The sequence below is a fragment of the Chromobacterium fluminis genome, assembly GCF_011602385.1.
Taxonomy (GTDB): Bacteria; Pseudomonadota; Gammaproteobacteria; order Burkholderiales; family Chromobacteriaceae; genus Chromobacterium; species Chromobacterium fluminis.
In genome coordinates, this window is sequence record NZ_JAAOMA010000023.1 from 36188 (window position 1) to 58490 (window position 22303).

Genomic DNA, 22303 nt, shown 5'->3' on the forward strand with positions numbered 1-22303 from the left:
TAGCGAGCATTGCCGGCACCTCCGGCAATCGCACATAATTCGGGGCGCTTCGGCGCCCCGTTTTCATTTGCAAGGCCACACTCGATGAAACTCCCCCTGCTTGTCCTCAGCCTGCTGCTGGCGCCGCTGGCTTCCGCCGCCCCCAAACTCTCCGCGGAACACAAAATCCTGTTCTTCGGCCAGGACGATCGCGTCCGCACCCGCCCCGACCATCAACCCTGGCTTGCGGTAGGGCAATTGCAAACTCGCTCCCGCACCATTTGCACCGGCGCGCTGGTGGCCCGCGACGTGGTGCTGACCGCAGGCCATTGCTTTGTTGACGAGAAAGGCCGTTTCGATCCGGCGGTCAGCTTCACCGTCGGCCTGTGGGGCGACGAATACACCGCCCGCAGCAAAATCCTGGAAGTGCAGGTGGACAAGAGCTTCCTCAAAGGCCTGGACCGCCGCGCCGACGGCCTCTACATCCCGCCGCGCATCGCGCCGCGCGACTTCGCCTTCGTCCGCCTGGCCACCCCGCTGGGCGACACCCAGGGCGTGTTGCCGGTCTTCAGCGGCAACGCCAAGCAGTTGCGCGAATTGCTGAACCAGCGGAGCTGGACGCTGACCCAGGGCGGCTACCCCATCGACGATCAGAAACACCTGCTGGTGCACAACGCCTGCAAGGCGACCAAGCTGCGCCCGGACGGCCGCCTGACCCACCGCTGCGACACCCTGGAGGGCAATAGCGGCTCGCCGGTCTTCGTGATGGGACCGGGACAGCCGGTCATCGTCGCGGTGCAAAGCTCCGCCCCCGTCGCCGCGCGACGCAAACAAGAAGACAATATGAGCGTCAGCGCGCCGATGTTCTACGATGCGCTGCAGCAGTTCATACGCAAGAGCGCCAAGCCATGAAAAAAGCCCCGTTTCCGGGGCTTTTTTATTGAACAGAGCTTAAGTCTTCACTCCGCCAGCACCTGGCGCTGCAAAGCTACCAGTTCGCCGATTCCAGCTCGCGCCAGGCCCAACATCGCCTGCAACTCTTGATCGCCAAACGGTTCGCCTTCAGCCGTGCCCTGCACTTCGACGAAACGGCCATCGCCGGTCATCACCACATTCATATCGGTGTCGCAGTTGGAGTCTTCCGCATAATCCAGATCCAAGACCGGCACGCCCTGGTACAGCCCTACCGAAATGGCGGCTACCTGGTCGCGCAGCGGGTTCTCGCTCAGCTTGCCCTCGCGCAGCAGCAGGCCGATCGCGTCGGCCAAGGCCACATAAGCGCCGGTGATGCTGGCGGTGCGGGTGCCGCCGTCGGCCTGGATCACATCGCAATCAATCTGGATCTGGCGCTCCCCCAGCTTCTCCAGATCCACCACCGCGCGCAGCGAACGGCCGATCAGGCGCTGGATCTCCTGAGTGCGACCGGACTGCTTGCCGGCGGAAGACTCGCGCCGCATGCGGGAGCCGGTGGAACGCGGCAGCATGCCGTACTCGGCCGTTACCCAGCCGCGGCCCTTGCCCTTCAGGAAGCCCGGCACGCCGTCGTCCACGCTGGCAGTGCAAATCACCTTGGTATCGCCGAACTCGATCAACACCGAGCCTTCGGCGTGCTTGAGGTAATGGCGGCTGATCCGCACCGTGCGTAGAGCATCGGCGGGGCGTTGGGAAGGTCGCATCATGTCATCGTCCAGAACGGTAAATGCCGACGATTATATCAGTCGTCACCGACGACGGCGCTTAGTCGCGCTTGCCCGCCACCCGGCTGGCCAGAATCTCCTGATGCATGGTCTCCAGATTGGAATCCAGAATCATCCGCCCCATCTGGCGCGGCGTCGCCGTTTCCGTGTCCAGCACGTCCTCGCGCTCGCCGTAATCCTGTGTCTCGTCCAGCAAGGTGACCGCCGCCGCGGACAGATTGTCCCCGCCGGCGCCGGCGCGGCGCTCCGCCACGTTCATCAACGCCGGCAAGACCTGGCTGACGTTGCGACGGACAAACACTTTTTCCAGCTCCGGGTCCATGACTTGCGACCACAGGCCGTCTGAACACAGCAGGATGGAGCAACCCGCGCCCACGCTCTGTTTCTCGCCGACGTCGATGTCCGGATCACTAGCCGCGCCCAGACAGTTGTAGATCTTGTGGCGCTCCGGATGCACCTTGGCGGCGTCCTCGCTCAACTGGCCCTGATCGATCAGGCGCTGCACCTGGGAGTGGTCTCGCGAACGCAGCCGCAGGCCCTTATCATCCAACAGATAGAGCCGGGAATCGCCGACATGACACCAGTACAACTGGCCTTGCTGGATGATGGCGGCCACCACCGTGGTGCTCGGCACCTCCGGCAGCCGGTGGTCGGCGGCGTAATCGAGAATGACTTGATGCGCGGTGCTGACCGCGTTGACGAGAAAGCGATTGGGATGCGTCAGCGTCGGCGTGGCTTGCTGGTAGAACAGCTCGCTGAGCAGATCCACCGTGATCTGCGCCGCCACTTCGCCGCGCAAATGCCCGCCCATGCCGTCCGCCACCGCCAGCATCACGGCGTCGCGAGAGTGCGCGATCACCAGCCTGTCCTGGTTGTACGCTCGCCCGCCGATTCGGCTTTCCTGATAGATGGATAGTTTCATGCCGATCCCCTCATCATGAGCGTCCGCCAGTCAGGTTTTTTATCCATCCCACCCACTTGCTGCCCGCCAGTTCTTCCGGCGGACTGTACTCTTCCGCCATCAGACGCTTTTGCAGCCCCGGCACGGTGGCCGGCCTCTCTTCCGGAGACAGCGCCAGGCACTGGTCGGTCAACTCCAGCAACTCGCGGGAATACAAATGACGAAACGCCTTGCTCGCCGGCGTCAGCCTGTCGCTTTCCTTGCGCTCCTTGGAAATCTGCGGCGTACCGCCGCCCATGCAGGCGTAAAGACAGGCGCCCAAGGCGTAGATGTCGGTCCAGGGCCCGAGCGGCGCGTCTTTCTCATACTGCTCGGGCGCGGCGAAACCGGGGGTGTACATCGAGGCGAAATGTTTGTCGCGGCGAGACAAAGTCTGCCTGGCCGCGCCAAAATCCAGCAATAGCGGCGCGCCGTTGCGGCGCAAATAGATATTGGCCGGCTTGATGTCCAGGTGCAGCAGGCGCTGCAGATGAACTTCGCGCAGCCCGGACAAGAGCGCGGCGAACCATTTGCGCAAACGCCGCTCGTCCAACCGGCCGCCGGCCAGCTCCAGCTCGCGCACCAGCGAACGACCGTCGGCGTACTCCATCACCATATAAACCGTCTGATTCGCACGGAAGAAGTTGATGACGCGCACCACGGTGGGGTGGGAAATGCCGGAAAGAATCCGTCCTTCCTCGAAGAAACACTTCAAGCCCAGGTTGAAAGCCTCCCTATCCAGCTCGTGCGGCACCGTCACATGGCCATCCTCGTCCCGCAGCGCCAGATTGCGCGGCAAGTACTCCTTGATCGCAAACTTATTGTCCTGATCGTCCAAGGCCAGATAGACAACGCTGAATCCGCCCACTGAAAGTTGGCGGACAATCGTGTACTCCCCCAGCCGGGAGCCGGCCGGCAGAGCTGTCTGCTGGTTCGATTGAGTCATGAGGTGTCAGTTGTTATAGTGTCCGCAGGCCTTGGATTGAGCTTAGCAAAGCAATTCGGGCCCAGCCTTGAGAATGTAAACAATCCGCTCATCTAAGGGGGTGTCTGATGATTTTAAGTATGACAGGCTTTGCCGCAAGCAGCAGGGAATTTCCCGGCGGCTTGCTTAGCCTAGAAATTCGCTCGGTCAACCACCGTTACCTTGATCTGCAAATGCGCTTGCCGGAAGAATTGCGCGTGATCGAGCCGCAATTGCGCGAACTGATTTCCGCCAAAGTCAGCCGCGGCAAGCTGGAATGCCGCGTCGGCATCAATCAGGTGGACAGCGCCGCTCCTACCCTGGAACTGAACCAGCCCATGCTGCAGCGGCTGATCGAAGTGTCGCAGCAAGTGCGCGAGCAGACCGGCGAAAGCCGCGGCCTGTCCGTGGGCGAACTGATGCGCTGGCCCGGCGTGATGAAAACCAACGAACTGGCGCCGGAAGTGCTGCAGCAACTGTGCACGGAAAGCCTGGCGGTGGCGCTGAAGGATTTCAACGCCTCGCGCGGCCGCGAAGGCGAAAAACTCAAGGTGGTGCTGGAAGAACGCATCACCGGCATGGAAGCCATCGTCGTCGCCATCAAACCCAAGCTGCCGGCCATTCTGGACGCCCATATGTCCAAACTGTCCAGCCGCCTGCAAGAAGCGCTGGGCAATGTCGACGAAGACCGGCTGAAGCAGGAATTCGCGCTGTTCGCTCAGAAAATAGACGTCGATGAAGAACTGGCCCGCCTCAGCACCCATCTCAGCGAAGTGCGCCGCATCCTGAAGGCCGGCGGCCAATCCGGCAAACGCCTAGACTTCCTGATGCAGGAACTGAACCGCGAAGCCAACACGCTGGGGTCCAAATCGGTGTCCACCGAAACCACCCAAGCCTCGGTGGAGCTGAAAGTCCTGATTGAACAGATGCGCGAGCAGATCCAGAATATCGAGTAAGCACGACGCCGGTGGCCAAAGCCGCCACGGCAAGCGTTCCTAGACCTTAGGGAAAGACCAAGACATGACCAAAGCAGAACTGATCGCGGCATTGGCGGAAACATCCGGCCTGAGCAAGGCCGACGTGCTCCGCGTATTGGGCGCATTTGACGAAGTGCTGCAAAACGCGCTGGCCAAGGGCGATGAAATCACCACCGTGGTGGGTAAATACAAAGTCAAGGAAAGCGCCGCGCGAACCGGCCGCAACCCCAAGACCGGCGAAACCATCGAGATCGCCGCCAAGCGTAAAGTGGTGTTTCTGCCCAGCAAACAGTTGAAGGACAAGGTCGCCTGAGGCACCCTCCGGCGCTTCTGCTAAAACAGCGAGGCCTAGCCTCGCTGTTTTTTTGTCCGCAGCTTCAGTTCTGCCGCCAGATCAGCCGGGCGATCGCCGACGAATCCAACTCGCCCTCTCCCTCTGCCACCAACTGATCGATCAGGCCCGACACCCGTTCGGCCTCCGGCAAACGGATGCCCTGCTCGCGCGCCGTCTCCAGCACAATGCGCATGTCCTTGGCGTGCAGCTTAGCCTTGAAACCCGGCGCGTAATTGTCATCTATCATGCGCTGGCCGTGGATATCCAGCACCTTGCTCTGCGCAAAACCGCCCAGCAAAGCCGCCCGCACCGGCGCGGGATCGACATTGCAGGCTTGGGCCAATTTCATGATTTCCGCCACCGCGGCAACCCCGACGCCAACCGCGATCTGATTGCAAGCCTTGGCCACCTGGCCGGCGCCGCTGGCGCCGATATGGGTAATGGTCTGCCCCATGGCCTGCAAGGCCGGACGCGCCCGCTCCAGGGCCTCGGCCTTGCCGCCGACCATGATGGTCAGCATGCCGTTGACGGCGCCCACCTCGCCCCCGGAAACCGGACAGTCCAGGAAGTCCACGCCGAAAGACGCCAACTTCTCCGCAATGCGGCGCGCGCCATTGGGCGCGATGGTGCTCATATCGGCGCATACCAGGCCCGCGCCGGCGCCGTGAACCGCGCCTTCCTCGCCCAGCAACACCTGCTCAACGTCCGCGGTGTCCGACACATTGGTGATCAGCAGCTCAACCTGGCCTGCCAGCGCGGCCGGGCTGTCAGCCCAGCTAGCGCCGGCCCGCAACAAATCCTCCGCCCGTTCGCGGCTGCGCGCCCATACCGCCACCTGGTGGCCCGCCTTCAACAGATTCAATACGCAGGGACGGCCCATGATGCCCAGACCGATATAACCGACTTTCATTTGCGACTCCACGATGAAAACGACATTCATCGAGGATAAGGGGAAGCGCGCCGCAACGCCAGCGCGCGGCGGAGGGAAATCAGGGCTCGGGCAAGGGCGCCGGCTTGCGCCCGCCCAGCCAGGCCTCGAATTCATAATCCTTGCCGGAGGCGTGATGCTCCAGAAAATAGACGAAGGCCAGCACCTCGGCCACCGCGCGGTAGAGTTCCGGCGGGATGTTCTTATCCAGGTCCACCTGCATCAGCAAGGACACCAGTTCCGGGGAATCATGGACGAACACGCCGGCTTCCCGCGCGCGGTCGATGATGCGCTCGGCCAGCTCGCCGTAGCCCTTGGCGACGACCTTGGGGGAACGGTGACCCTCCTGGTAAGACAATGCCACCGCCGAGCGGCGCTTGTCCTCACTCGGCGGCCGAGCCATCGTCCTTCACCACCAAGCTGGCCAGAGCCAGGCCGGCCGAGGCCAAGCCCGCCTCCAGCCGACTGGCGTTTTGAGTGATCAGCTGTCCCGCTTGTTCGTCTTCGGCGGCAAAAGACACCTGCACCGTCTGGCCCACCAGGCGGATGCGCGCCGCCATGCCGCCCAAGGCCGGCAGGTTCAAGGATAAGTTGGTGGACCAGGCCTGCATCTCCTGCTGGCCATTGCCCTCGCGGTCGGCCTCGGTCTTTTCCTGCTCGATCACCATCTGCATGGGCTGGCCGGGCCAGGCCATGCCTTGAAACTGCAGTTGCTGGTTTTCCAGGCCGTTGAGCTGCCTTTGCACCAGATTGCCCAACTCCTGGGCTTGAGCCTGCGCCTGCGGCCGCGCGCTGGCCGCCGCGTGCTCGGTATTGGCCAGCGCCTGGCTCATCTTGGCCTGCGGCTCCTGCTTGATCTCGGCCAGGCTGGTGCGGCCATCGGCGAAGTCCTTCAGATGAGACTCATAAAACAGCCCGCTCTTGGCCACCCCCTGCTGCAAATCCTCCGCCACCTTGGGCGGGGGCTGCTGCGCCGCGTTGACCAGCACCGGCTTACCCGTGTCGCTGGTCTGGGTGGACAACAGGTGCGTCAGATACTTGGAAGCCGGACTCAAAGCCACCTGCACCGAGCTGGCCTTGTTCTGCTCCGCGCTTTCCTTGCTTCCGTCCTGCAACAGAAAAGTCAGCGCCGGCTGCAAGGACGCCACCTTCAATTGCAAGGTATCCCCGCTTACCGTCGCGCCCTGAGGCAGGTTCAGAGTAAACAGCGCATTCTTGATCAATACCGCCAGCTGGTTATTGTCCAGCCGATCCGCCACGCGCGCGGTCACCTGCTCGCCCAGCAACAGCGTAGGCAAGCGACTCGGCAGCGTCGCGGTTTCCAGCAACAGCTTGGCCCCCTCGCCCAACAACTGCGAGGGGTTGATCTGTTGCGCCGGCAAGACGCCGGTATTGATCGACGGAATCATGAGGTGGGACTATTTCGGTACAGGGAAACGATCAACTCGGCCTCGCTGCGGGAAATGCCGCAGCGGGAGGCCACTTCGGAAGCCGTCAGGCCCTGGCGTATCATCTCGATAGCCTGGTTGTAAGGGCTGAGTCCGACATCTCCGTGCGCCTGCTGCTCCACGCGGGACAATAGGCGTGACATATCCCGCTGCATAGCGCTGATCTGCTGCTGCTGCTGGTCGAGATACATGGTGGTCAAGCTGTCGCGTTTGGTTTCCAGGCGCAGCACGCGCCAGTAGACATACGCTACCGCCATGGCCAGCATCAGCCAGAGCACGACCATCAGGTATGGGAAGAAGGTGCCGGACATCTTGGTTCCCCATGGAAGAGTTTCCGCCGTGACTTAATTTTATGGCGAAACCTCCAACAACCCAAGGCCAACCCGCCATCAAATCAACCCCGCCGTCCTGGCCGGGCAATCACGGCGGCTTGCGGTCAACGATAGTGCTTGAGCACCCGGGAATTCTGATTGATCAGCACCAGTTCAGAACGGAGCGCTTCTGACCACTGTACCAGATCGGCCTGGATTTCCTCCCGTCGCCGCACCAGTTCGCGCAGCCTGTCGCGCTGAGTTTCCTCCAGGCCCGACAGCGCCTCCTGGGTCAGCGAAGCCAACAGCCGCGACATCAGCTTTTCCTGCTGCGCCTGCAAAGCGCTGAAACGCTCGTAGTCTTTGGCGGATACCGCGGCGGACACCTGGGGCGTCAAGGCCTCCAGTTCCGCCACCAACTCAACCAAGGCCGTCGCGCGCGTCGCCGCCGTCATGCGCCCGCCGCTGCGCTGGCCGCGGGCTGGCTGCGGTCAACCTGCTGCCAAGCGGGAAGAATGGTTTCCAACAACCCGCGTACTTCAGCCAGGATTTCCAGATCGTTCTTGAGGCTGGCCCGCCCCAAACGCGTCTTCATATAGAGGTACAACTCGTTCAGATTGACGGCGGCCTCGCTGCCGGCCTCGACATCCAAAGCAATGCGCAGACCTTCGATGATGTCCATCGCCTTCGAAATCATGCGCGCCTTTTCATCAAAGCGCTGAGCTTCGATCGCAATGCTGGCGGTCATGATCGCCTTGATTGCGCCCTCGTACAGCATGACCACGATCCCAATCGGGCTGGCGCCGTATACCGCGGCCTTCAAGGCGTCGTTTTCATAAGCCTTGTTGAATTGCTTCAACATTCTGGAGTTCAGCATAGTGTTACCACCGGCAGAGCCAGGTCACCGGGCGCTCCAGCCCGATCCGACCTCAGCGTAAAATCATGACGAGAGACCAAATTCATACTTGAGACATCAGGCCGCTAAGATTATTGGTGGCCGCGGTCATTTTAGATAATGTCGAGTTCAACGCGGTGTATTGCTGGATATATTGTTTCTGCCGCGCAGCAAGCCGGGCAGTCAACGCATCCTGCGAAGCTTTCTCGGTGCTGATACGCGAGTTGATCGAACTCTTGCTGCTTTCCACAACGCCACTGGGGCCTAGCAAGCTATTGATTTCCTTATTCAACAACTGCGCAATCCCGGTAGTGCTGGTATTTCCGAATAGATTTTTTACCGCGGTCGGATCTTTTTTCAGAGCATCGTTGAACTTGGTCTGGTCCAGCTTGAGAGTGCCGTCCTTTTGAATGGCAATCCCGATCTGGGACAGGTAAGCATACGAGTTGACCGGGTCGACGCCGGGAATAGATTTGGTCAATACATCCTGCAGCTTTTGCTGAATCGACAAAATCGAGGCATTGCCCTTCATGCTGCCGGCGCGCGCATCCTTGATCGAACTTAATACTTGATTATACGCGTCGACAAAACCTTGCAGATTTTTACCGATGCCAGCGGTGTCCTGACTCAGCGTCACCGTGGTGGAAATGCCGGCCCCACCTTTGTACAGATCCAGCTCGACCCCTGGAATCGCATTGCTTACTTTATTACTACCGGAAGACACCCGAACGCCATTCACGGTCAGGTCAGCATTGCCAGCATCCTTGGACTCATTAGCGGCGGTCGAACTTTGCGTCAAACCCGCCAGCGCCGAACCACTGGTTGTACCTGAGTCGGTGCCGCCAGCGCTAATGGTGAATTTATTGTCGGTACCGGAGGCTGTCGACGCTACCACCAGCTTATAGTTATCGCCGTTTTTCACAACGGAGGCGTTAACCCCCATGCCCTCGGCGTTGATCTTGTCGGAAATGGACTGCAGAGTAACTTTGTCGCCGGGCTTATCCCGCAACTTGACCGTCTGTTCCTTGCCGTTGATGGTGAACTTTAGCTCATCAGGCGCGCCGGTAATTTCCGCTTGCGCGTCCTTGATATCTGCACCGTTGAACTGGTCAAACACCAGTTGCCGGGAGGTTGCCAGGTTGGCCACGTTGACGACATAGGTGCCGCTGACGCCACCGCTGGTAGTACTAACGCCGGCAATGGAGGAGTCGCTGGACGAGGCCTTGAACGCTTGCAAAAACGACCCGGAAGACAAACTGGTGATCGCGCTTTGCAGCGCGGACAACGCAGATCCTATCTTGCCGAGGTCGCTCAGCTGGGTGTTGTAGCCATCCAGTTTCTTCTGGCTGGCGACCAATGGCCGGGAATCGATCGCCATCAGCTGGCTTACGATGGTTTGGACGTCGAGCGAGCCGACCGATGTTGTTATCCCTGCCATGTTCATCACCCTTTATGTGTATTTTGTTGAGCCGCTCCCGGGACTCAAGCTTTGTCCTTCAGCAGCATGCCCTTGAAGTCGCCGATCGCCTTGGCGATCCGGATTGCATCCTCGGAGGGGATCTGCCGGATCACCTTCTGAGTTTCTTTGTCCACGACTTTCACCACCTGCAAATCAGTGTCCTTGTCCACTGAGAACTCCAGCTGGTTATTGTACAGCGAGGCCACGCTGTTCAGTTGCTTCAGCGAGGACTGCAACTGTTCGGTAACCGATGGTTTTGCCTTGGCCGCGGTATTCTGCGCTTGCTGTTGCTGTGCCTGACCTGCGGCGGCAACGGCCTGAGCATTCTCCGGCAAAGCGGAAGCAGCCTTATCGGCCCCTTGCCCACTCTGCGCCAGTTCCACCGTTTGCTGCCGCGGCGTGGAAGCGCCCGCGTTGGCAATCGGCAGTGATTGTAAAGAAGGTATTTGCATGGTAACTCTCCTGACGCGCGCAGCTCCGGTTGCCCAACCAACCGGAGCCGCCGCTGGCTCATACCATCATTCTAGACTTATTGCAGCAGGGTCAGTGCCGACTGCGGCAGCGAGTTGGCGTTCTTCAGAATCGAAGTGCCGGCCTGTTGCAAAATCTGGTTCTTGGTCAGGTTAGCAGTTTCCGCCGCGAAGTCCACATCCACGATACGGCTGTTGGCTGCGGTCAGGTTTTCCACGTAGTTCTGCAAGTTGGCCACTACCGCATCGAAACGGTTCTGCACCGCACCGAAGGTGGACCGGATGTTCGAGATCGAAGCGATATCGGCATCCAGCGACGATAGCGCGCCAGATGCTCCACCCTGAGTGGTCACACTCACAGTACCGGTATTGGTCAAGCTCGAGTTGTAGCTATTCAAAACGCCGGCGGAAGTCAGGTCAGTCGACGAAATGGAAACTTGGTTGTTGGTCGCGCCGGACGAGCCCACCTGGAAGGTCAGCACTGAGCCACCGGACAACAGGCTGGTGCCGTTGAACTGAGTGGTTTGCACGATACGCGAGATTTCCTGGGTCAGCTGATCCACTTCGCTTTGCAGCTGCGAACGGTTGGTGTTGCTCACCGAGCCGTTGGACGCTTGCACCGCGATTTCGCGGATACGCTGCAGGTTGTTGGCGATCTGGCCCAAGGCGCCTTCAGCGGTCTGCCCGACGGAAATGCCGTCGTTGGCGTTCTTGATCGACTGGTTGTTACCACGGATAGCGGCGGTCAGAGTCTGGGAAATCGCCAGACCTGCGGCGTCATCCTTGGCGCTGTTCACGCGCAGGCCGGAAGACAGGCGCTGCAAAGAGACCTGCAACGCGTTGTTCGAATTGCCGAGGTTGCGCTGCGCATTCAGCGAAGCAATGTTGGTGTTGACGGTAATAGCCATGTTAGTTCTCCTGAGATACAGTTGGGCAAAGCGACTTGCTTACTCACCATATCGTCAATGCTGCAATAAACTTTACAGCCAGAACGTGAATTTTACCGCCACCCCGACATCGCCCCCGCCTAGGACCCAGCCCCTCGGTGAACGAGACCCCGCCCAATCAGCCAGAGCCCGTTCATCCAAGACTTACTGCAGCAGCGTCAGAGCCGATTGCGGCAGCGAGTTGGCGTTTTTCAGAATCGAAGTGCCAGCCTGTTGCAGAATCTGGTTCTTGGTCAGGTTAGCGGTTTCCGCCGCAAAGTCCACGTCGATGATACGGCTGTTAGCCGCAGTCAGATTTTCAGTGTAGTTCTGCAGATTGTTGACGACCGCGTCAAATCGGTTCTGTACCGCACCAAAAGTCGAGCGGATGTTCGATATCTGCGCAATATCCGTATCCAGTGCCGACAAAGCAGCGGAAGCCGCGCCCTGAGTTGTTACATTAATGGTGCCAGTATTGGTCAGGCTGGAATTGTAGGCGTTCAACGTGCCGGCCGAGGTCAGGTCGGTGGAGGAAATCGACACCTGGTTGGTCGCCGCGCCGGACGAGCCCACCTGGAAGGTCAGTACCGAGCCGCCGGACAACAGGCTGGTGCCGTTGAACTGAGTGGTCTGAACGATACGCGAGATTTCCTGAGTCAGTTGGTCCACTTCGCTTTGCAGCTGTGAACGGTTGGTGTTGCTGACTGAACCGTTGGATGCCTGTACCGCAATTTCACGGATACGCTGCATATTGTTGGCCAGCTGGCCCAAGGCACCTTCAGCCGTCTGACCAACCGAGATACCATCGTTGGCGTTCTTGATCGCCTGATTGTTACCACGGATGGCGGAAGTCAGGGTCTGGGAAATGGCCAGACCGGCGGCATCATCCTTGGCGCTGTTGACCCGCATGCCGGAAGACAGACGCTGCAAAGAGACCTGCAACGAGTTGTTGGAACTGCCGAGGTTGCGCTGCGCGTTCAGCGACGCAATATTGGTGTTTACGGTAATAGCCATGTTATTCCCCTTAAGAGATCAAAACTGCGTCAAGCGGAACGCCGTGATTTGCGCAGCATGCTTACTAGATCGTCTAAAGGTTAATAAACTTGACCAAAATGGTATTTTTACCAAATATCAGCCTCAACTAATCTACCTTGCTCCTCTTCTGATCATAGATTGCCTATCGACAAAACAAAAAATGCCCTGCAGTCCATCGCAGGGCATTTCTTCAAAACATACAGCTCAACGCTCACCCATGCAGTACACGGAACCAATCTTCATTGTGCTCCTCCAGCCAGTAGTGCCGCTCCACCCACTCCCTTAGCAGCCTCCCTTCATGCTCACTGGCGTCCAGGTCATACACCCTGCTTCTGATTGCCTCAATCCAGGCCTCCGCAACATTAGGCACCCGGCACACTGGAGCAGCATTGGTCTGATAGGGATAAATATCCGTGCACACAACCGGCCATCCTAAAGCGCCATACTCAAGCAAACGCAGATTGCTCTTGGCCTCGTTAAAGGCATTGAGTTCCAACGGTGCCACCGCCAAATCTAGGTTCAATTTGGCAATCGTCTCTGGGTATTGATCAAACGGCACTGAGTGATGCACCTCAGCCACATAAGGGCGGAATTGAGGCAAGCACATACCCATGAAAACCCAATCCACTTCCGCTGCGGTTCGCTTGATAACCTCAAGCAACAGCTCCAAATCTCCCCGGTGTTGAGACGCGCCAACCCAACCAACCCGAGGCTTCGCACCAAGCCGTCTTTGCGATCTCAACTGCCCCCACACGCTTTTCCGCAACCGATTCGGCACTACAACTATCTCATCCACCATTCCTTGAGTGAACTCGGCCAACGGCTCGGTCGACACCACCAAGGCGTCGCTCAACTTCAGAACCCTACGAAGCCGCTGCTTCGCATCCGGATACAAGCGTTTCCAATGGTCATAAAGATTGCTTTTCACCGGTGTTCCGCCGACCAAGTCGTCAATCCCGAAAACCACACGCATCTGCGGAATGAACTCACGGTAAGCTGTCAGCGCGTCATAGATCCCATCATTGATCCCGGTATGCAATAGCAAGGTATCCGGCGCATGACGAGCCATCTCAACGACAGACAATACCCCCTGAGTCGGCTGGTGAATCTCCCCATCAAGCCGTCCCTGCTCTTGCAGGATGGACAGGGGCTGGCTTAGTCGATACTCGCCGCTGCCCCCAGGAACCGGCATTCCCAACACGCGCTTGCGTCCAGGCAACTCTGGGTCCCAGGCAACGCAACGCTGCCACTCCACTTCCATTCTCCTGCCGCGCAAAGACAAATGGCGGTTAAAGAATGGGTCGCGCCGTAGAAGCGGCAGCCATTGCCGCAACATTGCATCCATTTCATCACGCTCTCGCACGGCGGCCTTCAAGGCGATGCGAGGATCTGAAGTGGTGCGGCCAATACTTTTCGCGTGATGGTGGTACAACACCACAAAGGGGTTATACACATTCCGGTAGCCTGCAGCTTGGACTTTCAGGCAGAAGTCCACATCATTAAAGCAAACCTTAAACTTGTCTTCATCCAAGCCGCTTACCTGCAGATAAACCTCTTTGCGCACCAAAAGACAAGCCCCGGTCACCGCCGAGTAGTTCTGTCCAGTCAAAATCCGGTTCTGATACCCTGACTCAGAGATGTCCATCGGTTCAAACACATGATCAGCAACAGACCTCATCCCCCCTGGCAACCCAAGAATGATGCCGGCATGCTGTATCTGCCCCACTTCGGGATACAGCAGCCGCGCGCCAACAGCCCCCACGCCACTCTGCTGCCCCACCCCCACCAAACGCTCCAGCCAAGACTCCAAGATGACTTCGGTATCGTTGTTCAGCAATAAGACAAACTCACCGGCCGCTATGCTAACGCCTAAATTGCATTGTGCCGAAAAATTAAATGGCGCGTCATACTCGACAACCTTGACCCTCCCGGGAAATCTTTCGGCTACGTCCGCGTAAAACTCACGGGTCTCGGGCTGCTCCGAGCGATTGTCGACAACAATAACCTCAAACGACTGGTACCGGGTTTTCTCAAATAGGCTTTCAATACAAGGCTCCAAAAACTCCAATTTATCCCGGGTCGGAATGATAATGGAAACCAGCGGACTGCCCTGCACCTTGATATCAAAATGATGGGTTCCCGGCACATAGCCGTCACCCACCTCCACTTGCAACCCCAATCTTGCGGCATGATTCTCCAAAGCCACTTTTCTCGCTGCCGTCGGCAGAGGAGCGATGTCACTCTTATCATATGGCAGGGACAGCAGGACATCATCCACATGTCCTATCACCTCATTCCCTTTCAACTCCAACAAGCGTAGTAGACATTCATAAACATAAGCGCCTGGATAAGGTTGCAAACCATTCAAAGCCACCAAGGCTCTGGTTGAAATCGTTACTGCGGCCCCGATATAGTCCATCGAGCGCAAGTATTCCGGAGAGAAATCTGGCCTGAACGAAGGCAAAAAATACTCCCCCATCGGGGACACAACATCACTATCGCAATAAATCGCCATCCACTCTGGGTGAGCGTGGGCTCCCTCGGCCAACCTAAGCAGTGCTCGCGGCTCCAAACGGAATCCCGCTGGCAAGAGCATTGCCCAATCGGCATAGGAATCAGCAACAGCATCGTTGAAAGCCTGGGCTAGCTGCTCCGGATCCTCTAGAGTAGGCAAGCTAACCCAACCCAACTGCGGGCTGTTCTTAAACACCGGATCCGGCATTTCCCAATCCGCCAATACCAGCAAGCGCCAATTTGGGTACAGTTGCTTCTCCATCGCCGCCAACGACTCGACTAAACGCCGTTTTTGTGACGCAGGCACCACTGTGACCAAGTTGAATGTTGGCCGTACCGACCAAGCTTTCACCATTCTCTCTGCAAACTGTTCTGCATGGACTTCGCGCAACTGATGATTGTTCTTCCAAATCTTGTAACGCTGCTCTTCGATCGCATCCTCTGGGCAAGAGGATTGCATAATCGGTTTTCCTATTTTGCTGGGAATGCTAATTTGAAGCGCCTTGGGTAAAACATCATTCCACGCCGAAATATGCTGATTAATCTCCCCTTCCAGCGTACGCTGCTGCAAAATATAGTTGCGCGCTCTGGAAGCTATCGACTTTCTTGCGGCATGGTCCTCAATCAAGGAAACAATGGCGTTGTACCAAGCGTCTTCATTGTTTTCAACAGCTAGTGCCAGGCCTTTTTCCTTAGCCTCTGCATAAGGCGGTAGATCCGATACAATGCTGGCCGCACCAACCACCGCATAATCAATCCACTTGATATCAGATTTGCACAAGTTGAATCCATCTTCCTCCAATGGAGCCAACCCAATATCTATTTTCAAATCAGCAAGATAAGAAAAATAGTCATGATACATTACCCCTTTGGGGCCTTGCTTCACACCTTTCAGGCCAATCATAGTTTTGGGAACATTTCCCCAAAACACAAATTTCACCGCATCGGCATACTCATGATAAACCCGTAACAGTGCACCAGAAATCAAATCCAAATCACGACCATGAGTACTGGTACCTGCAAACCCAACAACCACCTGATCATCCCGCTCTCTTGGCTCGACAAATCTAAACTGACTAAGAGAGTTTGGAATCACCACAACGTTTTTATTATACGCAGTAAATTTTTGAGCCAGTTCTGACGTACTCACCGTCACCACAGCACAATAAGGCAATATCCATTTAATATACTCAGTTGATTTAAAAAAGTCATCATACATCGGATTACTGCTTGGCAGACCCAGCAACCAATCATCGATATCAAAAATAATTGGCTTCTTGGAATCAATGATAGCCTTCATTAAATCCATATAACATTTATCGATAAACCATCGCTGCACAATAAATGCATCCATGGACTCCACAAAATGTGCATCCGACTCAAAACCATAGTCACCCACCAACCGATGAGCCTCCAGGTTTTTATAAAAATAAGTGTCAACCACTCCTGCGAGCAAAGACAGAGGGTCACCTAATCGGAGCTTGAAACAAGCATGATCAAAGTGGTCTCTAGACAAGACACCGATACGGGGATTTCTTTTTTCCATGAGATAAGGCCCACCTGCAGAGATGACACCACGCCCAATATAGTCAAACGACTATTACAGCGACAAATATCGCCACCAACACCTTCAATCAGACTATTTAGGCACAGTTAGAAAAGCAATAAACAAACAAGAAGCGACCCCTCCGAGGTCGCTTCTCACTCAACAGTCAAACTAACCTATGCCTTTTCAAGCAAGAGATAAAACTGTAACGAGCACATTTCCAACATTTCATCATGGGTGACATTTTTAATTACCATGCGCTCTGTTTCAATATTGCATGGCAGGGAGCCTTGAGCTCTATTGAAAATATCTTGCAGTCTGCCATCAAGTGCATTCATTTTATTGACCACCATATAGCCAGTTTCCTGGCAAAACTTAAGCAGCTCCCGCAAGGTAAAGAAGCGAATATGCGTAATATCCAGCAACCCCTCCTTAGCATACGTCCAGTTGCCTTTAGCCAAGTCATCCATCAGAGCCAGGTTGCGCACATTCGGCACACTGAGCAGCACCTGTCCTTGCGGGGATAGATAGCGATGAATTTTCACCATCACATCCCATGGGTTATACATATGCTCCAGCACATCGGCCAACACCACAGCATCTAAGCTGCCCGCAGCCATACCTTCTGCCACCAGATCAAAGTCCTCAAATTTTCCTAGCAGAACTTTATCCAATTGCCGGCTGGCCATCTCCGCTGCGGCATGGTTCATTTCAATTCCCCACACCTGGCAAGATGGAAAGCGCTGTTTAATCAAAGCGCCATTGCCCCCGCCCGCGCAGCCTATGTCCAAAGCCAGACTAGGCTGATTGCTGAATAGGCTGATTAAATCTTTGCGCCCCGTTGTATGGTAGCCAGCAGTCAAATCTGTATGCTCATTATCCAGATATTGCTGCCATACCAATCTTTGCGGACGCACTTGCAGGCCCTGCGCCATGCTTGCCATCAGTTGCGCCACCCTCGCCGCCGCCAAACCATCCACCCCGCCATGATGATAATAGACCAACCGCTGGCGAGCCTGATGCAACTGAGCGTTACGTTCGTCCTTGTCTTCCAACAGTTGCAAAATGCATGCAGCCAGCTCATGGGCCTCCACTTCCTTGATCCCCGTCTCGGCCTCAAAGCATGGTCCCATCAACATGCCTGCACTATTCATCAAGTTGATGACAGGCGTATCCGCCATCATCCCCTCCACTAAATAGTTGGAGTCCACTGCTACCAGCACATCCGCCGCAACGGCAAAGGCGGAAGTATCTTCCATCGCGTAATAATACTGGCGACCATCTGACCCCAAGGCCGCCAGCAGTTCGGAGCAACAACGCTCGCCTATCGCTTGATTAGCCGGCCGATCCTTGATAACGGCATTGATTTTGCAGCCATGCTGCGACAAAGCTTCGCAAGCGCTCAAGAACGCCAGCATCGTGTCCGCATAAGCATGCTCATTGCAATGTGCGCTAAGATTAGCCGCCCATGTCGTGCCAAAAACCACGATCGGCAAGTTTGGGTCCATCTCATACTTTTCGACTAATGCTTGTCGATAAGCTGTCTTCTGGATCCGCAATTGCGCATAGCAGTCCCAAGCTGGATTGCCTGTCAACACCAGACGCTCCGGCTCTATCCCCAAGTCCAGAAAGCCTTCTTTACCACGCTCCCCGTAAACAGCCATCTTATCCGCGATCAGCTCAGCATGGACTGTGTAGGGGTCAACCAGTGGGATAGCATGGGAAAGATGCAAGCTGGGAATGCCATGCGCCTTTGCCCAGGCAGTAGCGACCTTGCCCAAGCGCGTCATATCTTCGCTAGTGACAAAGAGCGAAACGTCAAATTCCTCCGCCGCCGCGGCCAAGCCATCTAACAACTGCACCGACATTGGTAATTCAAGGCCCAAACGCTCCTTGATCAACCCTGCCAATTGCTCAGTATTGTCCTCGTCAGCAAACTCTTCGCTCCAGTTCAAGGCCGACAAATGCGCACTCAGCGCAGCCAGAGATGGACTTGCTTCGCCAACCGCGTTATATCCATCCGGGAGCAGACTCTCCAAACCTACTACAGCGCAACCGCAATCTGCGGCCAGATTAAGCAGTGCGGGGGTCATACCTGATGAAGTAGTCACAATGACCATGGGGTCGAACATCGCCAGGAATTGGCGCAGAGCCCCCAATTGGTTATCCCACAGCAGACTTATAATTGCCTTTGGTTTCATCCTTGGTTCCCGCCGAAAATGCCATAGTGTTTTGCCAATAAGGTATCCACCAAGTGGTAATCAGCCCCCAAGGTCAGGTCAACCCCATGTCTGAGCTTATCCGGGCAGCCAACCGACCACCCCTTCACCAGATTCATAACCCGGTGGTCCAAGGCTTCGGCTGCCAACCATACGGAGAACTGCTGCACACGCTCTTCGGAAAGTAAGCCTGCAAAATCATAACCAGGGCAACTTTGTACCAAAACTTTCAACAGGCAGTAGAAAAAATGCCGTGCGCGCAAAGGTTGCAGCAGGCGATCCAATTCTTGGGAAAGATCCTCACTCGACAACAACATCCACGGCATTAGCGCTCGAAACGACAGTTGCTCTAGCGCCGCATCTTTTTTCCTCTGCTCCTCAGCCCAAACCATGTTCCCTTCCACATCCGTTCTGTTCTCCAAAACCACGAACATGCGTCCTGCGACTTTTGGCGTCAGCCGCGCCACCAAAAGCTCCTCAAGAAACAAGCCCAACTCCAACAACTGCGGATCACGAGAAAACCATGACAGCACACGCGTCCAACGTTTGCTCTTCTCTAGCGGTTCGTACAGGAAGGCATTAATATTCCCGCCTCCGAGAAATGCCCCATGCGGTACGGCATCCACAATGGCAAAGCCTTCCTGGTTGGCAAACGCCACCAGCTCGTCGACCCGGATCCGGGACATATAGCGGCCAAAATTAGTTGGGTCTTCCGCTTCGCGCATCACCGCTGGCCACTTATCGATATCCGCCCCGTACGCCGCTTCAAAATGATCTCGGGAGTGAATATCGAACACGATGCGCCCGCCAGGTCTGACCACTCGCTTCCACTCCAGCAAAGCCTCCCGCCAGTTAGGAAAATGCACCATCACATTCAATGCAATCGCGCTGTCAAAACTCTCCGCATCAAACGGCAGCTTGGTAATATCGCCCAACTTCAACGTGATGGGTAAATTGCCAGCCAGCCGTCGTGTCTCGTTCAGCATGGCTTGGGAACTGTCAATGCCTGTTACTGCGAACCCTTGTTCGATCAAGGGAAGACTAGCCCGGCCAGTGCCAATGCCGATATCGAGTACCTCTTTGCCTCGGACATGGCGCTTGATAGTGCCCACCTCCAAAACATTTTTCAGATAATTGGTGCTAGTATTTTCCGCCATCCTGCCGGAATACCAACTAACCATGCCCGCATCCTGCCACGCCTGGGTTTTCCAGTTGATCAGACTGTCGTCTTCGTGACTCGCGGCTGAAGCCGCGGCTTGATTACTCATTTCAACGCTTCCCATGTGAGCGGCATGCCCGGTTTCAGGGCTTTCGTGGCTGGCATACCATAACCATATCAAAGAATTTTTGGCGAAAGGCCAAAATTCAACTTACTCAGAACTCAAAATTCATCTGATTTATACTCTGCCATCCAACCTGCGGCAGCCCTAATATGAAGAAAACCTTCATAATTCATCAAATTACAAATTGAAACCCTATTGATCTCGCTTAAGACGTTGTCTGATCTAGGATCTGTAGCTCGGGAATACTCAAAAAATCGTGATTACACCCGGAAGAATACTGAAAGCCCTGCTGCACCAATGTACCAATGTACCAATGTACCAATGTACCAATGTACCAATTTCGCCCAGTTTAATTTAAGTCATCGTCGTGATGAACAGTGAAACGCATTGATGGGGCCATCACATAATTATCGGAAAACTCATAGGTATGCCGGCTATCAACTGCAAAAATCATCAGTTCACGCAGCCTCTCTGCCAGCCTGACACCTATATGGTACCGTGTAAGCTGCGGCAGCCGGGTCCACTATATATACCGAAGGAAATTTCAGCACAAATACCATATGCATAAGCTCAAATTCACTGAGTACAAAGACCCCCCCCTTGCTGCAAAGTAATCCCAAAATGAGTCATACATACATCGGTAATGGGTAAGCGGTCTGTAGCACTGACCACTAGCTTCAGGAAAAAACCCGAACCGTACTCCCTCCACGTTGCCATAACGTAACCGCAAATTGCCTTTTATGGCTACCTATAATATTATTAGCCGCCATAAAAACTTTATCCGACAACAACTTTATTGCCCCATAAAGATTGATTAGACTAGCCTTTTTATCAACAGATAACTCAATCACCTTCTCCACTCTACACGCCAGGACCGCTCCGATCTCGTTTTCTGCATCATTGACATTGGTGCGAATGCATTCTGTAGGATTATATCCTGCCACAGGCACCTGTTTGAGCTCCGCGGCATGTACAACCAGATCGATACTGCTCATTTCTAACCTCAGGTGGTCCTTATTACGGATACCCTCGAGGAAAAATCGTATACAGAGATCAAAAAAACTACTGTTGCATTTCAAACTCTTTTAATTCATAGCGAGAGATATCTACCACTCACGCTGACTTAATACACTTTGACAGAGCGGCGATAAATTGACGACAAAATGAACCAGTACCGCCGGTAATTAAGATGAATTTGTCGTTAAACATCGCTATCTTACTCCAATCTCTTTAACAAAGACGGCAATGAAGCGCAGCGACAAACCACCAGCATCATGCTGCGCCGTATACGCATAGGGAAAAGCCTATCTGGGCATTTTGGAATCCTATACACCACGCCCCTCTCATGCACTTGACATGCAAACGAAAGCAAGCTCTAGCAACAAAAATTGCCGCGACTCAACTTACTATTTTGACAATAGCTCAGCCAGCACCGACATCACTACCTCCACCCCCATCGCGCCGGTGGTCGCATCAAACTCCACCGTCGCCGCGCCGCCCTTGCCGGCCGCCCAGTTGCTGACCAGGCACAGATGCGCGTAAGGCAGATTCATCTCCCGCGCCAATGCCGCTTCCGGCATGCCGGTCATGCCGACTATATCGGCGCCATCCCGTTCCAACTTCAATATTTCCGCGGCGCTTTCCAAACGCGGCCCCTGGGTGCAGGCGTAAACGCCGCCCACCACCCCGCTGTGGCCGCTGTCCGCCATCGCGCGAATCAGGCGCTCTCGCAACGCCTCGTCATAAGGCGAGGAGAATTCGGCGTGCACCACTGGACGGTCCAAGCCTTCAAAGAAGGTGTGCTTGCGGCCCCAGGTGTAGTCGATGATGTTGTCCGGCACCACCAGGCGGCCCGGCGGCATGTCGGGACGGATGCCGCCCACTGTGCCGATGGCGATCACGCCCTTCACGCCCTGATCGTGCAGCGCCCAGATATTGGCGCGGTAATTGATTTCATGCGGCGCCAGCGAATGGCCGTAGCCGTGGCGGGCGATGAACACCACGTTCTGCCCGTTCAGCAGGCCGAAGGTCAGGGCGCAGGAGGCGTCGCCGTACGGGGTGCGTACGACTTGACGGTGGGTGACTTCCAGTACGGGCAGCTGGGCCAGGCCGCTGCCGCCGATGATGGCCAACATGATGTGTCCCCTTTGTAATGGTGCGACGGATCGCTGTTTTCGCCGCGGCCTGAGCTGGATGCGCCCGGCGCGGCTGCGGGATTCTTGCTTGCGGCGGAGCGCCGACGCTCCAATTATGGCCGATTATTTTCCGCCGGCACATGCCGCCGCGCGGTGAATTTGCCCGCGGCGACAGCGCCGGCAACCACCGCTTTGAAAAACAAGCACTTGGCGTTTCCCTCCGGATTTTTCAAAATTTATACA

The 22303-nt window shown here is 56.1% G+C and carries 21 protein-coding genes; 3 read left to right on the forward strand and 18 right to left on the reverse strand.

What is annotated here, in order from left to right; genetic code table 11:
* Window positions 1-84 precede the first annotated feature (84 nt).
* Window positions 85-891, forward strand: a complete 807-nt coding sequence (locus tag HA052_RS16335) for a trypsin-like serine peptidase (protein ID WP_166452687.1) — start codon at window positions 85-87, stop codon at window positions 889-891.
* A gap of 47 nt (window positions 892-938) precedes the next feature.
* Here the strand turns inward: HA052_RS16335 and rph are convergent, their stop codons facing one another.
* From rph to HA052_RS16350, 3 genes are all read right to left on the reverse strand, one after another.
* Window positions 939-1655 carry a ribonuclease PH gene (gene rph / locus HA052_RS16340; protein WP_081545494.1) on the reverse strand — a complete coding sequence of 239 codons (717 nt, stop codon included), beginning with the start codon at window positions 1653-1655 and terminating at the stop codon, window positions 939-941.
* Window positions 1656-1716: 61 nt separating this feature from the next.
* Window positions 1717-2598 (reverse strand): PP2C family protein-serine/threonine phosphatase, encoded by an 882-nt coding sequence (locus HA052_RS16345; RefSeq protein ID WP_081545448.1) that lies wholly within the window; start codon window positions 2596-2598, stop codon window positions 1717-1719.
* 13 nt (window positions 2599-2611) lie between these two features.
* Window positions 2612-3562, reverse strand: a complete 951-nt coding sequence (locus HA052_RS16350) for a serine/threonine protein kinase (protein ID WP_081545449.1) — start codon at window positions 3560-3562, stop codon at window positions 2612-2614.
* A 107-nt stretch (window positions 3563-3669) separates the two neighbouring features.
* Here HA052_RS16350 and HA052_RS16355 point away from each other — a divergent pair, with 107 nt between their 5' ends.
* Together HA052_RS16355 and HA052_RS16360 are read left to right on the forward strand one after the other, a co-directional pair.
* Complete coding sequence (locus tag HA052_RS16355; RefSeq protein ID WP_081545450.1) at window positions 3670-4536, forward strand: YicC/YloC family endoribonuclease; 867 nt, start codon at window positions 3670-3672, stop codon at window positions 4534-4536.
* 64 nt (window positions 4537-4600) lie between these two features.
* A complete protein-coding gene (locus HA052_RS16360; RefSeq protein ID WP_019103810.1) occupies window positions 4601-4870 on the forward strand; it encodes an HU family DNA-binding protein in 270 nt (89 codons plus the stop codon).
* Between the two features lie 64 nt (window positions 4871-4934).
* Here HA052_RS16360 and HA052_RS16365 read toward each other — a convergent pair whose 3' ends face one another.
* The 15 genes from HA052_RS16365 to HA052_RS16435 form a co-directional block, all read right to left on the reverse strand.
* Entirely contained in the window at window positions 4935-5801 is an 867-nt protein-coding gene (locus HA052_RS16365; RefSeq protein WP_166452688.1) for an NAD(P)-dependent oxidoreductase, read from the reverse strand.
* A 79-nt stretch (window positions 5802-5880) separates the two neighbouring features.
* A complete protein-coding gene (locus HA052_RS16370) occupies window positions 5881-6222 on the reverse strand; it encodes an EscU/YscU/HrcU family type III secretion system export apparatus switch protein (protein WP_019103813.1) in 342 nt (113 codons plus the stop codon).
* The gene (fliK, locus tag HA052_RS16375; protein WP_166452689.1) at window positions 6203-7228 is read right to left on the reverse strand and encodes a flagellar hook-length control protein FliK; all 1026 of its coding nucleotides are present in this window, start codon (window positions 7226-7228) and stop codon (window positions 6203-6205) included. Before fliK ends, HA052_RS16370 begins: the two co-directional genes overlap by 20 nt.
* A complete protein-coding gene (locus HA052_RS16380; RefSeq protein ID WP_081545453.1) occupies window positions 7225-7578 on the reverse strand; it encodes a DUF2802 domain-containing protein in 354 nt (117 codons plus the stop codon). Before HA052_RS16380 ends, fliK begins: the two co-directional genes overlap by 4 nt.
* Before the next feature lie 125 nt (window positions 7579-7703).
* Complete coding sequence (gene fliT / locus HA052_RS16385; protein ID WP_166452690.1) at window positions 7704-8033, reverse strand: flagellar protein FliT; 330 nt, start codon at window positions 8031-8033, stop codon at window positions 7704-7706.
* A complete protein-coding gene (gene fliS, locus HA052_RS16390) occupies window positions 8030-8455 on the reverse strand; it encodes a flagellar export chaperone FliS (protein ID WP_051002763.1) in 426 nt (141 codons plus the stop codon). The genes fliT and fliS overlap by 4 nt, the downstream gene beginning before the upstream one ends.
* An 82-nt stretch (window positions 8456-8537) precedes the next feature.
* Window positions 8538-9911, reverse strand: a complete 1374-nt coding sequence (fliD, locus tag HA052_RS16395; protein ID WP_166452691.1) for a flagellar filament capping protein FliD — start codon at window positions 9909-9911, stop codon at window positions 8538-8540.
* A 44-nt stretch (window positions 9912-9955) separates the two neighbouring features.
* Window positions 9956-10384 (reverse strand): flagellar protein FlaG, encoded by a 429-nt coding sequence (locus HA052_RS16400; RefSeq protein WP_166452692.1) that lies wholly within the window; start codon window positions 10382-10384, stop codon window positions 9956-9958.
* A 77-nt stretch (window positions 10385-10461) separates the two neighbouring features.
* Entirely contained in the window at window positions 10462-11310 is an 849-nt protein-coding gene (locus tag HA052_RS16405; protein ID WP_166452693.1) for a flagellin N-terminal helical domain-containing protein, read from the reverse strand.
* 183 nt (window positions 11311-11493) lie between these two features.
* Window positions 11494-12342, reverse strand: coding sequence for a flagellin N-terminal helical domain-containing protein (locus HA052_RS16410; protein ID WP_166452694.1), 849 nt, complete (start codon window positions 12340-12342; stop codon window positions 11494-11496).
* Window positions 12343-12574: 232 nt separating this feature from the next.
* Window positions 12575-16423: a glycosyltransferase gene (locus HA052_RS16415; protein WP_240937389.1), complete on the reverse strand. Its 3849-nt coding sequence runs from the start codon at window positions 16421-16423 to the stop codon at window positions 12575-12577.
* 176 nt (window positions 16424-16599) lie between these two features.
* Entirely contained in the window at window positions 16600-18624 is a 2025-nt protein-coding gene (locus tag HA052_RS16420; protein ID WP_166452695.1) for a class I SAM-dependent methyltransferase, read from the reverse strand.
* Complete coding sequence (locus HA052_RS16425) at window positions 18621-19910, reverse strand: class I SAM-dependent methyltransferase (protein ID WP_166452696.1); 1290 nt, start codon at window positions 19908-19910, stop codon at window positions 18621-18623. The genes HA052_RS16420 and HA052_RS16425 overlap by 4 nt, the downstream gene beginning before the upstream one ends.
* Before the next feature lie 692 nt (window positions 19911-20602).
* Window positions 20603-21004: a polysaccharide biosynthesis protein gene (locus tag HA052_RS27400; protein WP_206118930.1), complete on the reverse strand. Its 402-nt coding sequence runs from the start codon at window positions 21002-21004 to the stop codon at window positions 20603-20605.
* A 327-nt stretch (window positions 21005-21331) separates the two neighbouring features.
* Window positions 21332-22060, reverse strand: coding sequence for an S-methyl-5'-thioinosine phosphorylase (locus tag HA052_RS16435; RefSeq protein WP_166452697.1), 729 nt, complete (start codon window positions 22058-22060; stop codon window positions 21332-21334).
* Window positions 22061-22303 lie beyond the last annotated feature (243 nt).

Coding starts and splice junctions, on each gene's coding strand:
- fliK (WP_166452689.1), bottom strand. CDS start 7,228: ATGATTCCGTCGATCAATACCGGCGTCTTGCCGGCGCAACAGATCAAC.
- fliT (WP_166452690.1), bottom strand. CDS start 8,033: ATGACGGCGGCGACGCGCGCGACGGCCTTGGTTGAGTTGGTGGCGGAA.
- HA052_RS16365 (WP_166452688.1), bottom strand. CDS start 5,801: ATGAAAGTCGGTTATATCGGTCTGGGCATCATGGGCCGTCCCTGCGTA.
- HA052_RS16360 (WP_019103810.1), top strand. CDS start 4,601: ATGACCAAAGCAGAACTGATCGCGGCATTGGCGGAAACATCCGGCCTG.
- HA052_RS16355 (WP_081545450.1), top strand. CDS start 3,670: ATGATTTTAAGTATGACAGGCTTTGCCGCAAGCAGCAGGGAATTTCCC.
- HA052_RS16350 (WP_081545449.1), bottom strand. CDS start 3,562: ATGACTCAATCGAACCAGCAGACAGCTCTGCCGGCCGGCTCCCGGCTG.
- HA052_RS16425 (WP_166452696.1), bottom strand. CDS start 19,910: ATGAGTAATCAAGCCGCGGCTTCAGCCGCGAGTCACGAAGACGACAGT.
- HA052_RS16420 (WP_166452695.1), bottom strand. CDS start 18,624: ATGAAACCAAAGGCAATTATAAGTCTGCTGTGGGATAACCAATTGGGG.
- HA052_RS16405 (WP_166452693.1), bottom strand. CDS start 11,310: ATGGCTATTACCGTCAACACCAACATTGCTTCGCTGAATGCGCAGCGC.
- HA052_RS16335 (WP_166452687.1), top strand. CDS start 85: ATGAAACTCCCCCTGCTTGTCCTCAGCCTGCTGCTGGCGCCGCTGGCT.
- HA052_RS16370 (WP_019103813.1), bottom strand. CDS start 6,222: ATGGCTCGGCCGCCGAGTGAGGACAAGCGCCGCTCGGCGGTGGCATTG.
- HA052_RS16435 (WP_166452697.1), bottom strand. CDS start 22,060: ATGTTGGCCATCATCGGCGGCAGCGGCCTGGCCCAGCTGCCCGTACTG.
- HA052_RS16400 (WP_166452692.1), bottom strand. CDS start 10,384: ATGCAAATACCTTCTTTACAATCACTGCCGATTGCCAACGCGGGCGCT.
- fliD (WP_166452691.1), bottom strand. CDS start 9,911: ATGGCAGGGATAACAACATCGGTCGGCTCGCTCGACGTCCAAACCATC.
- HA052_RS16345 (WP_081545448.1), bottom strand. CDS start 2,598: ATGAAACTATCCATCTATCAGGAAAGCCGAATCGGCGGGCGAGCGTAC.
- HA052_RS16415 (WP_240937389.1), bottom strand. CDS start 16,423: ATGGAAAAAAGAAATCCCCGTATCGGTGTCTTGTCTAGAGACCACTTT.
- HA052_RS16380 (WP_081545453.1), bottom strand. CDS start 7,578: ATGTCCGGCACCTTCTTCCCATACCTGATGGTCGTGCTCTGGCTGATG.
- fliS (WP_051002763.1), bottom strand. CDS start 8,455: ATGCTGAACTCCAGAATGTTGAAGCAATTCAACAAGGCTTATGAAAAC.
- HA052_RS16410 (WP_166452694.1), bottom strand. CDS start 12,342: ATGGCTATTACCGTAAACACCAATATTGCGTCGCTGAACGCGCAGCGC.
- rph (WP_081545494.1), bottom strand. CDS start 1,655: ATGCGACCTTCCCAACGCCCCGCCGATGCTCTACGCACGGTGCGGATC.